Consider the following 12,406-nt stretch of genomic DNA (forward strand, 5'->3'; position numbering starts at 1 on the left):
GTGAACAATGAGTACTGACATTATAAAACTTTTGCAGGAAAACATAGATTGCAATAGTGATATTATTTCTGAAGAAGTAAAGTTGCAAAAGGTTCAGTATTTAAAAAAGAGCAATAAATTAAAAGTAATTGTTAAATCGGTTAATGAGCTAAATTCCAATGTAAAACATAAAATAAAGCAGATAGTTAGTGAAAAATTAGGATGCTTTAATAATATTGATCTTATATGTTATAGGGACATATCAAATGCATCATTAGGAGAAGTATGCAATAATTATTGGATGGAATTAGTAAATATAATTTCCTCATATATTCCTGTATGTAAAGAATTCTTGACTAAATCTTCAAAAAAGGTAGAAGACAATACTATAAACATATATAGTGGAAATAATTTTATATATAATCTTTTAAAAAATAAAAATTTAGAAAAGCTTATGCATAAAATCATAATAGACATATTTGGAATAGAATGTAATGTATTTTTGATATATGACAAAAATCTTTATAATGAGAAATTTTTAGAAGAAAGCCAGAACAAGGAAAAAAAGTATATAGAAAGTATGCTGAAAAATAGGCCTATAGTAACAAAGGATATTCAAAACAAAATAACATCCAAAAGAAATACTGATTTTAAAAATGAAAATCGTGAAGTTAAATCCGGATCGGTTATATTTGGAAAACCTATAACTGGAGCACCTATAGAAATAAAAGATATAACAGAAGTTCAAGGTATTGTAGTTATAAGGGGAACTATATTTAAAAAGGAAATTATAGAAACTAAGACGGGAAGAAAAATAGTCACATTTTATATAACAGATTATACTAGTTCCATTACGGTTAAGTTTTTCCCAAGACCAAGAGATGCAGAGAGGATAATTGAAGAGATACAGGAAGGGCTTTATTGTACTGTAAGAGGCGAATCTGTAAATGATCCTTATGCAAGAGAATTGGTAATAATGGCAAAGGATATAGTAAAATCCGTTAAGACAAAAAAGACGGATAATGCATCTAAGAAGAGAGTAGAATTACATCTTCATACACAGATGAGTGCCATGGATGCTGTAAGTCCTGCTTCGGATCTTATAGAGAGAGCGGCAAGTTATGGACATAAAGCTATAGCTATAACGGATCATGGCGTAGTTCAAGCCTATCCTGAAGCAATGTCTGCTGCAAAAAAATATAATATAAAAGTTATATATGGTGTAGAAGCCTACCTAGTAGATGATGGTGTTCCAATTGCCATAGGAGGAGAGGAAAGAAACCTAGATGACACCTATGTAGTATTTGATATTGAAACTACAGGACTTTCAAGTATTAATGATAAAATAATAGAGATAGGTGCAGTTAAAATTAAAGATGGAAAAGTAATAGATAGATTTAGTGAATTTGTAAATCCTCAAATTTCAATACCTGGTCATATTGTGGATCTTACAAGTATTACAGATGCTATGGTCAGCAGTGCGGATTCAATAGATAAAATACTCCCGAAATTTATAGATTTTATAGGAGATTCAGTAGTAGTAGCTCATAATGCAAGATTTGACACAGGGTTTATAAAGAAAAATTGCAAGGATATGGATATGAAGTTTAAAAACCCTATTGTGGATACAGTACTTCTTTCTAGATTCCTGTTTCCAGAATTAAAGAAGTTTAAATTGAATGTAGTGGCAAAACATCTTGGTATATCCCTTGAAAATCACCATAGAGCAGTAGATGATGCAAGAGCGACAGCGGATATACTTTTGAGATGTTTTAAAATTCTTAAAGATAGAAATATACTCAATCTTGGAAAAATCAATAGTGAATTTTTAAAAAACATAGATATAAAAAAGGAACCCACATATCATCTTATAATTTTGGTAAAAAATCAGATTGGATTAAAAAATCTATATAAACTGGTTTCATTCTCTAATCTTGATTATTTTTTTAAAAGGCCAAGAATGCCTAAAAGTCTTATAATGAAGTATAAGGAAGGACTTATCATAGGTGGTGCTTGTGAAGCAGGACAAATTTATAGAGAAGTTTTAAGCGGTAAGAGTGATAGTGAACTTGAACATACATTGAAATTTTATGACTACATGGAAATACAGCCTACAGGTAATAATGAATTTATGATAAGAAATGGAACTGTAAATGGGAAAGAAGAACTTGAAAAAATAAATAGGAGAATTTGTTATCTTGGAGATAAGTATAATCTTCCAGTAGTTGCTACAGGAGATGTACATTTTATGGATGAAAAAGATGAAGTGTTTAGAAGGATAATAATGGCTGGAAGGGGTTTCTCCGATGCAGATGCTCAGCCACCTTTATATTTTAGAACTACTGAAGAAATGCTTGAAGAGTTTCAATACCTTGGAACAGAAAAGGCAGAGGAAGTAGTTATAGACAACACAAACAAGATTACTGATATGATAGGCGATGTTAAACCAATACCAGATGAAACATTTCCTCCTAAAATAGAAGGTGCAGAAGAACAGATAAAGGATATGACATTACATAAAGTACATTCTATATATGGTGATAAATTACCTGATATAGTAGAAAAAAGACTGGACAAAGAATTGAATTCTATAATAAACAACGGCTATGCAGTTTTGTACTTAATTGCACAAAAACTTGTAGCAAAGTCATCAGAAGATGGATATCTTGTAGGATCCAGAGGATCTGTAGGTTCTTCTTTTGTTGCTACCATGTCAAATATTACAGAGGTAAATGGTCTTCCTCCACATTATGTTTGTCCTAAATGTAAATACAGTGAATTTATTACTGATGGTTCAGTAAGTTCTGGGGCTGATCTTCCAGAAAAGAAATGTCCGAAATGTGGAATTGATATGAGACGTGATGGACACGATATACCATTTGAAACATTCCTTGGTTTTAATGGAGACAAAGAACCTGATATAGATTTGAACTTTTCGGGTGAATATCAATCTGTAGTACATAAATACACAGAAGTATTGTTTGGTAAAGGACACGTTTTCAAGGCTGGAACTATTGGAACTATAGCTGAAAAGACGGCCTATGGATATGTTAAAAAATATTTATCAGAGAAAAATATAACAGTGCCTCAGGCTGAAATAGAAAGGCTTACACTTGGATGTACTGGCATAAAGAGAACTACAGGACAGCACCCTGGTGGAGTAATGGTAGTTCCAGCTGATAATGAAATATATAATTTTACTCCAGTTCAACATCCTGCAGATGATAATGACACAGATATAATAACTACGCATTTTGATTATCACTCCATAAGTGGTAGATTATTGAAGTTGGATATTCTAGGTCATGATGATCCTACTGTTTTGAGAATGCTTCAGGATTTGACAGGATTAGATCCTAAAAAAATCCCTTTAGGGGACCATAAAGTAATGAGCCTTTTTACATCACCAGAAGCATTGGGAGTTACTGCTGAGGAACTGGGTTGCCCTGTTGGAACATATGGATTACCTGAGTTTGGTACAAAATTTGTAAGACAAATGCTGTTAGATACGAAACCTAAGAGCTTTGCAGATTTAGTAAGAATATCAGGATTATCTCATGGTACCAATGTATGGCTAAATAATGCTCAGTATTATATAAAGGAAGGATATACTACATTAAGCGATTGTATAGCATGCAGGGATGATATAATGATGTATTTGCTTAACAAAGGGTTACCTCCAAAAGATGCATTTACCATAATGGAGAAAGTAAGAAAAGGAAAAGGCCTAACAGAAGAGAGAGAAGCACTTATGAGAGAGCATGATGTACCAGATTGGTATATAGATTCATGTAAGAAGATAAAATACATGTTTCCTAAAGGTCATGCTGTGGCATATGTTATGATGGCAGTTAGAATTGCATATTTCAAGGTATATTATTCAAGAGCTTATTATGCTACTTATTTTACAGTTAGAGCTGATGAATTTGATGTGGATATAATTATAAAAGGATCAGAATCAATAAAGAGAAAAATGGACGAAATATATGCTATGGGTAATAATGCTACGCAAAAGGAGAAAGGGCTTCTAACAATATTAGAACTTTCCTATGAGATGTATAAACGAAAAATAAAATTTCTTCCAGTAGATATCTATAAATCGGATGCTGTAAAGTTTTTAATAGAAGATGAAGGAATAAGGATTCCTATAAATGCACTTCAAGGTATAGGAGAAAATGCAGCAAAAAATATAGTTAAAGGCAGAGAACAAGGAGAGTTTATATCAAAAGAAGATTTAAAAATCAGAGGCAAAGCTTCTAAAAGTGCAATAGAAATGCTTGATATTCATGGATGTCTAAAGGGGTTGCCAGAAACAAATCAGCTTTCTTTGTTTGCATAATTACTCTTGTTATGTTTATTTGTAGTTACAAATATTATTTATTGCTAAATTCCAAATTAAAGAATCAGCAGCTTAAAATAGTTCATTGATATTTAGAATCAATATTTGTCTTGAAATAAGTATTTTGTTATGTTAAAATTAGAATAGTAATTCTACAGAAGATTGTTTAATTGTAGAGTGGGTTAAAACCCACTCTTTCTATTTGTAAAAACGCAGCGTAAGTTGCGTTTTTAAATTATGATTTTACATTTTTTCTTTTGAATTTTTTAACATATGAAGTAAGGAGGAAATAAATATGGATAAAAATAATTTAGTAGATAGATTGCGTAAATTAATAAATCCTATAGTTACTGGTTTAAAATATGAATTGTATCATTTAGAATTAGTCAAAGAAGAAAATGAAAATTATTTAAGAATATATATAGATAATGAAAATTCTCCAATATCTCTAGATGACTGTGAGAAAGTAAGCAGAGAAGTCAGTGCTATGCTTGATGAAAAAGATCCTATAAGTTTTCCATATTATTTGGAAGTATCTTCACCTGGAATAGAAAGAAAATTATATACAGATGCTCACTTGAAAAAGTATATTGGAAATATGGTAACTGTAAATATAGAAGGATTATTAAATGGAAAGAAAAGATATGAAGGGGAGCTTTTGAACTTCAATGCAGATGACATATATATAAAAATTGAAGATAATGAATTAGTTATCCCTAAAAACAAAATTTATGATGTGTGTTTGAAGGTCAATTTCTAAGGGGAGGTATAATGGAAATGAATCAAGAGTTTATAGAGGCCTTAAAAGAAATAGTAAAAGAGAAAGGAATAAGCAAGGAGTTGCTGTTTGCTACTATAGAGGATGCACTGGTAGCTGCCTACAAGAAAAATTATGCTTCACATGTTGGCAATGGTCAAAATGTGAAAGTTACTATGAACAGGGAAAATGGAGAAATTCATGTGTATTCTCAAAAAACAGTATTAGAAGAAATAGAAGATGAATTAAATGATATATCATTAGATGAAGCTAGAACAATAAATCCAAAATATGAACTTGGGGATTTGGTAAGTATAGAAGTTACTCCTAAGAAGTTTGGAAGGGTAGCCGCACAAGCTGCAAAACAAGTAGTAATTCAAAGGATAAAGGAAGAAGAAAGAAGAATTATATATAGTGATTTTACTGAAAAAGAAGATGATATAATAACTGGGACAGTAATTAGAAAAGATAAGAATAATGTTCTTATAGATTTAGGCAAAACAGAGGCAGTACTTGGACCTAATGAACAAATGCCCGGTGAAAAATATAATTTTAATGATAGAATCAAGCTATATATAGTAGAAGTAAAAAATACTACAAAAGGTGCACAAATTGTAATATCAAGGACACATCCAGGACTTATAAAGAGATTATTTGAATTAGAAGTACCTGAAATATTCGATGGTATAGTAGATATAAAGTCAATTGCACGAGAGGCTGGTTCCAGAACTAAAATATCAGTACACTCCAACGATGAAAATGTGGACCCAATGGGTGCTTGTGTAGGACCTAAGGGAATAAGAGTTCAAAGCATAGTAAATGAACTTAAGAATGAAAAAATAGACATAATAAAGTGGAGTAAGCTTCCAGAAGAATATATAGCTAATGCTTTAAGTCCTGCTAAGGTTTTAGATGTATATATAGATGAAGATAATAAATTTGCACAAATTGTAGTAGATGATGATCAATTATCTCTTGCTATTGGTAAAGAAGGACAAAATGTAAGATTAGCAGCTAAACTTACAGGTTGGAAAATCGATATAAAGAGCAAAACACAAGTAGATAATAGTAAAGAAGATAATATAAATTAAGGTGGTGTTATTTATGAAAAAAAAGAAGATACCACAGAGAATGTGCCTTGGATGCATGGAAATGAAACCAAAAAGAGAACTGATAAGAGTAGTAAAAAATAAAGAGGGCGAAGTTTTTGTGGATCTTACAGGAAAGAAAAATGGAAGAGGAGCCTATATTTGCAAAAACATTGCATGTCTTGAACAGGCTTTTAAAAATAAAAGACTTCAAAAAAATCTTGAAATAGAAATAAATGAAGACTTATATAACAGCTTGAAGGAAGAAATAGAAAATGAAAAATGATTTTTTGAAATTTTTAGGGCTCGCAAAACGTGCAGGAAAAATTTTAGAAGGATATAATAAATGTGAAGAAAATATTAAAAAGCATAAAGTTTATCTTATAATATTATCTGAAGACGCTTCTGAAAACACTTTAAATAAATTTTTGAAATATGGCAATAAATATAATATAAGTGTTATAATAAAATATTCTAAACAAGATCTTGGAAAAGCTATTGGAGTAGATGAAATAAAAATCATTGGTGTTAAAGATAAAAACATAAGCGAAAAATTAATTAGTATTAAAAAAGAGGATAAACTTTAATTTCGGGGGTGAAGTATTTGTCAAAAATAAGAATTTATGAATTGGCCAAAGAGCTAAATATATCCAGCAAGGAATTAATCGAACTTCTTTCTGAGGAATTTAGTATAGCAGTAAAAAATCACATGAGTGTTATAGAAGAAGAGGATGCTAATCTTATAAAAGAGTTTTTATCTGACAAGGCAGAAAACGCAGAAGATGATAAAAATATTGAAATTGCTGTAGATGAAAATACTGATTCTAATAATAAAAGCACTAAGAATAATAAAAAGTCTAAATCTAAAAATATTCCTAAAGAGGAAGAATCAGAAGAGGAAGAAAAAATAATAGAAATAGATGATACTATAACTGTAAAGGAATTGTCAGAAAAAATAGGAAAATCATCTACTGAAGTTATAAAACAACTTATATTTATGGGAGTAATGGCGGCAATAAATCAAGAAATTGATTTTTCAACAGCTGAAAAATTAGCAGAGAAGTTTGATGTAATTGCAGTGAAAAAGGAGAAGAATATCGATAAAGAGATTTCAGAGCAACAAGAAGAAGAAGAAACTGAATCTGAAGACAACTTACAAAAAAGACCTCCTGTAGTAACCGTTATGGGTCATGTAGATCATGGTAAGACATCACTTTTGGATGCTATTAGAAAATCAAAAGTTACTTCTCATGAGGCTGGAGGAATAACTCAGCATATAGGAGCCTATACTGTAACTATAAATGGAGAAAAAATAACATTTTTAGATACGCCTGGACATGAAGCATTTACAGCAATGAGAGCCAGAGGAGCTCAGATAACAGATATAGTTATACTTGTAGTTGCAGCAGATGATGGTATAATGCCTCAGACTGAAGAAGCTATAAATCACTGCAAAGCTGCAAATGTTCCTATAGTAGTTGCTATAAATAAAATAGATAGGCCTGGTGCAAATATAGATAAAGTAAAACAGGAATTAACAGAATATGAGCTTGTACCTGAGGATTGGGGCGGAGATACTATATGTGTTCCAGTTTCAGCTCATACCAAGGAAGGTATAGACACATTGCTGGAAATGGTTCTTTTAACTGCAGAACTTCAGGAACTTAAAGCAAATTCTAATAGAAATGCTAGAGGAGCTGTAATTGAAGCAAAACTTGATAAAGGTAGAGGAGCTGTAGCAACACTACTTGTTCAAAATGGTACATTAAACGTAGGAGACTCTATAATAGTTGGAACAACTTATGGAAGAATAAGGGCAATGTTTGATGACAAAGGTAAAAAAATTAAATCTGCAGGACCATCCATTCCAGTTGAAATATTGGGATTATCTGAAGTCCCTGAAGCTGGAGATAAATTCAACGAAGTAAAAGACGAAAAAACAGCAAGAGAATTAGCCGATGGTAGAAAACAGAAGGTCAGAGAAGAATATCTCCAATCTACACATAAAGTTTCATTGGAAGATTTATATAATCAGATAAAAGAGGGCAAGGTAAAAGAGTTGAACATAATTGTAAAGGCTGATGTTCAAGGTTCTATAGAAGCCCTCAAACAATCACTTCAAAAGTTATCAACTGATGAAGTAAAGGTAAGAGTAATACATGGAGCTGTTGGAGCTATAACTGAAACAGACATAAGTTTGGCATCTGCTTCAAATGCAATTATAATAGGATTCAATGTAAGACCAGATGTTAATGCAGAAAAAGCAGCTGAAAGAGAAGCAGTCGACATGAAAACTTACAGAGTTATATATACAGCCCTAGATGATATAAAAGCAGCAATGCTTGGAATGCTTGAACCTGATTATAAAGAAAATGTAATTGGTAAAGTTGAAATAAGGCGTACTTATAAGATTTCAAGTATTGGAACTATTGCAGGATGCTATGTTTTAGACGGAAAGATAACTAGAAACAGCAGTGTTAGAATTATAAGAGATGGAATAGTAATATTTGAATCTGAACTTGCATCTTTAAAGAGATTTAAGGATGATGTAAAAGAAGTTGCTCAAGGTTATGAGTGTGGACTTTCTATTGAAAAGTTCAATGATATAAAAGAGGGCGACATAGTAGAGGCATATGTTATGGAAGAAATTAAAAAGAAAGAGTTATAATTAATATAAGTAATACTGAGAGGTGATAGTTTATGTCTAAATATAGAAGTGGCAGAATAAACGAAGAAATGAAAAAGGAAATAAGCAATATAATAAGAAGTGATGTAAAAGATCCAAGACTCACAGCCATGATAAGTGTGACAAAAGTTGAAGTCACAAGAGATTTAAGCTATGCTAAAGTATATGTCAGCCTATATGGAAATAATAAATCTAAAGAGGAGACTTTAGAAGCCTTAAAAAATTCATCAGGTTTTATAAGGAGAGAATTGGGTCATAGAATAAGACTTAGAAACATTCCAGAATTAATAATTGAATTGGATAACACTATAGAACAGGGAATGCATATAGATGAGCTTCTGAGAAAGATAAAGGAGCATAAAAATAATGATAACTGATGATATATTGGAGACAATAAAGAAAAGTAATAAATTTGCTATTACTTTTCATAAATCTCCTGATGGAGATTCTATTGGAAGTGCACTTGCACTATTTCAAGGACTTAAAAGTATTGGAAAGCAAGTTGCCTTACTTTCAATGGAAAAAGTACCTGAGGATTTTAAATTTTTGCCTTATTCAGATATTATTGATCCAGATAAGTTTGAAGTTGAATCTGATATAGATTGTGTTATAGTTTTGGATTGTGGAGATAAAAAACGAATAAATGCCAATTTGGATTTTAACAGCAAAAGTTATACGATAGTAAATATAGATCATCATCTCACCAATGAACAATATGGAGACTTGAATTATATTGATACGAAAGCTGCTGCAGTATCTGAAATCATATATGATATTTTAAAAAAACTTGATATTAATATAGATAGAGATATTGCCATATGCATGTATACCTCTCTTATTACGGATACAGGATCTTTTAGATATTCTTCAACTACGGAAAAGACACATAATATTGCAGGAAATTTGATAAATACAGGATTTGACTTTAGCAAAATTCATAGAGTATTATTTGAGAACAAGAAATTTGAAAAAGTTAAATTAAGCGGCAAAGCTATAGAAAGCATGAAAATTATAGATGAGAGTATATGTGTTATATATGTAACTAAAGCTATGATAGATGAAGTAGTAAAAGACGATATTGATATAGACACCCATGATATAGTTAATATAGGACTTCAAATAGGAAAAGTGGAAGTTGCGCTATTATTGAAGGAATCAGAAGAAGGAATAAAGGCGAGCCTTAGATCTAAAGAAATTGTAGATGTAAGAAATATTGCAGAAAAATTTAATGGTGGTGGTCATGTGAGAGCAGCAGGACTTGAAATTCATGGAAAAGATATAAATGAGGCTGAAAATTTGATAATCAAAGAAATACAAAAAGAGTTGATGTAGATGAATGGAATTTTAAATATAAATAAACCTGTTGGCATGACTTCTTTTGATGTAGTTAAAAAGGTAAAAACTATTTTAAATATTAAAAAGGTGGGTCATACAGGCACTCTTGATCCAGGAGCATCAGGGGTTTTACCAATTTGCATAGGACGTGCTACCAAATTGGTAGACTATATAATGCAAGGCAGAAAAACTTATATAGCTGAATTAAAATTGGGAATAGTAACCGATACTTATGATAGGTATGGGAAGATTACTAGTAAATCAGATGTAAATATAGATCAAAATCAACTAATTGATACAATAAATAGTTTTATAGGAAATATAAAACAGATACCACCAATGTATTCTGCATTAAAAGTAAATGGAAAAAGACTATATGATTTAGCACGACAGGGAATTGAAATCGAGAGAAAGAGTAGAGATATAACCATATACAGCATAGACATAATGAACATAAATATTCCTTATGTAAAATTAAAAGTTGAATGTTCAAAAGGAACTTATATAAGAAGTCTTTGTTATGATATAGGGAAAAGTTTAAGTTGTGGTGGGGCTATGTGGAGTCTTGTTCGCACACATACTGGAGAATTTGATATTTTGAATTCCATATCCATAAATGATTTGAATAATGAAAATGTGTTACAGTATATAATACCCATGGATAAAGCATTAAACAAATGTCCAAAGGTTTTTGTGAAACATAATTTCAAAAAGAATGTTTTAAATGGAATTCCTATATATGACGAGGAATTTTTAAAATATGTAAATCCAGATGAAATTTATAGGGTATACATAGATGGAGATCAATTTATAGGAATTGGTATGAATAATGGTAATACTGGTTTTAAAATGATAAAATTATTGATTCGGGGTAATTAGATATGATAGTAATAGAAGATAATTTTAAAATTCATTTGAAAGAAAAAACATATATTGCACTTGGAAGTTTTGATGGACTTCATTTAGGTCACATGCAGCTTGTAAAAAAAGCAATTGAACTCTCAAAAGTTAATAATGCAAAAAGTATGGTATTTACGTTTAAATCTCATCCACGAAACATTATAAATAAAAAGTCTGCTACTAAAATTTTAATGAACAATGAAAGTAAATTAGAAGTATTAAAAGAGTCTGGCTTGGATATAATAAATATGGCAAGCTTTGATTATGATTTTATGAAAATATCACCAAAAGAATTTATAATTAAGCTTATACAAAATTATAATGCAAAAGGACTTGTAATTGGATTCAATTATAGATTTGGATATAAGAATATGGGAAATATTGAACTTTTAAAAGAGTTAAGCGAAAAATACAAATTCTCATTGGATATTATAGAACCAGTAAAATTTAATGGTAATATCATATCAAGTACAATTATAAGAAATCTTATTGCAGATAAGGGCGATGTAAAGCAAGCTGCCAATATGCTTTCAAGGCCTTATATGCTTCAAGGAAAAATAATTTCAGGAAAACATCTTGGAAAGAAATTGGGATTTCCAACTGCTAATATGGAATTTGATACAAAATTTATTTTGCCAAAAGAAGGAGTATATTTTACAGCTGTAAAATTTGAAAATAAATTTTATAAGGGTATAACAAATGTAGGATATAATCCTACTACAAATGATAATAAATTGAGTGTTGAAACTAATATTTTAGATTTCAACAAAGATATATATGGAAGTGAACTGAGAATTTATTTTATTGATAGAATTAGGGATGAATTTAAATTTCAAAATTTAGATCAATTAATCAGTCAGCTTGAAAGTGATAGAAATTATGCAAATAAGAAAAACTTAGAAATTAATTTTTAAAATTAATTTACATTATTAATTTTATTTGCTATAATTACAGACGTGATCCTTATGCTAAGAAATTCGACTTGCCGACGTCTTTCTTGGAATATAGGGGATTAACAATTTGGAGGTGTAGCAAAATGGAAAAGGCAATTAAGCAGGAAATAATAAAGAAGTATGAAAGACATGAGGGAGACACAGGTTCACCTGAAGTTCAAATAGCACTTCTTACTAAAAGGATCAATCATTTAAATGAACATTTGAAAGTTCATAAGAAAGATCATCATTCAAGAAGAGGTCTTTTGATGATGGTTGGTAAGAGAAGAGGACTTCTTAATTATTTAATTAAAGAAGATATTGAAAGATATCGTACTATTATAAAAGAATTAAATTTAAGAAAATAATCTTGGAGCGGCTTTCAAACCG

General features: G+C 30.5%; 11 protein-coding genes. All 11 read left to right on the forward strand.

Annotated elements, in window-relative coordinates:
• Nucleotides 1-7: 7 nt before the first annotated feature.
• Entirely contained in the window at nt 8-4,318 is a 4,311-nt protein-coding gene (locus KM800_RS01855) for a PolC-type DNA polymerase III (RefSeq protein ID WP_217811548.1), read from the forward strand.
• Nucleotides 4,319-4,613: 295 nt separating this feature from the next.
• On the forward strand, nt 4,614-5,078 hold the full coding sequence (gene rimP, locus KM800_RS01860; protein WP_217811549.1) for a ribosome maturation factor RimP: 465 nt from the start codon (nt 4,614-4,616) through the stop codon (nt 5,076-5,078).
• Nucleotides 5,079-5,095: 17 nt separating this feature from the next.
• Nucleotides 5,096-6,166 carry a transcription termination factor NusA gene (gene nusA / locus KM800_RS01865; protein WP_217811645.1) on the forward strand — a complete coding sequence of 357 codons (1,071 nt, stop codon included), beginning with the start codon at nt 5,096-5,098 and terminating at the stop codon, nt 6,164-6,166.
• A 13-nt stretch (nt 6,167-6,179) separates the two neighbouring features.
• Nucleotides 6,180-6,449, forward strand: a complete 270-nt coding sequence (rnpM, locus tag KM800_RS01870; protein WP_217811550.1) for an RNase P modulator RnpM — start codon at nt 6,180-6,182, stop codon at nt 6,447-6,449.
• A complete protein-coding gene (locus KM800_RS01875; RefSeq protein WP_217811551.1) occupies nt 6,439-6,750 on the forward strand; it encodes a ribosomal L7Ae/L30e/S12e/Gadd45 family protein in 312 nt (103 codons plus the stop codon). The genes rnpM and KM800_RS01875 overlap by 11 nt, the downstream gene beginning before the upstream one ends.
• Before the next feature lie 17 nt (nt 6,751-6,767).
• Nucleotides 6,768-8,831 carry a translation initiation factor IF-2 gene (gene infB, locus KM800_RS01880; protein ID WP_217811552.1) on the forward strand — a complete coding sequence of 688 codons (2,064 nt, stop codon included), beginning with the start codon at nt 6,768-6,770 and terminating at the stop codon, nt 8,829-8,831.
• A gap of 32 nt (nt 8,832-8,863) precedes the next feature.
• Nucleotides 8,864-9,226 (forward strand): 30S ribosome-binding factor RbfA, encoded by a 363-nt coding sequence (rbfA, locus tag KM800_RS01885; RefSeq protein WP_217811553.1) that lies wholly within the window; start codon nt 8,864-8,866, stop codon nt 9,224-9,226.
• Nucleotides 9,216-10,181 carry a DHH family phosphoesterase gene (locus tag KM800_RS01890; RefSeq protein WP_217811554.1) on the forward strand — a complete coding sequence of 322 codons (966 nt, stop codon included), beginning with the start codon at nt 9,216-9,218 and terminating at the stop codon, nt 10,179-10,181. Before rbfA ends, KM800_RS01890 begins: the two co-directional genes overlap by 11 nt.
• Nucleotides 10,182-11,063, forward strand: a complete 882-nt coding sequence (gene truB / locus KM800_RS01895) for a tRNA pseudouridine(55) synthase TruB (protein ID WP_217811555.1) — start codon at nt 10,182-10,184, stop codon at nt 11,061-11,063.
• 2 nt (nt 11,064-11,065) lie between these two features.
• The gene (locus KM800_RS01900; RefSeq protein ID WP_217811556.1) at nt 11,066-11,998 is read left to right on the forward strand and encodes a bifunctional riboflavin kinase/FAD synthetase; all 933 of its coding nucleotides are present in this window, start codon (nt 11,066-11,068) and stop codon (nt 11,996-11,998) included.
• Nucleotides 11,999-12,120: 122 nt separating this feature from the next.
• Nucleotides 12,121-12,384: a 30S ribosomal protein S15 gene (gene rpsO / locus KM800_RS01905; RefSeq protein ID WP_017750599.1), complete on the forward strand. Its 264-nt coding sequence runs from the start codon at nt 12,121-12,123 to the stop codon at nt 12,382-12,384.
• The last annotated feature ends 22 nt before the right edge of the window (nt 12,385-12,406 follow it).

Source organism: Clostridium tyrobutyricum (assembly GCF_019144085.1).
GTDB classification, from domain to species: Bacteria; Bacillota; Clostridia; order Clostridiales; family Clostridiaceae; genus Clostridium_B; species Clostridium_B tyrobutyricum_A.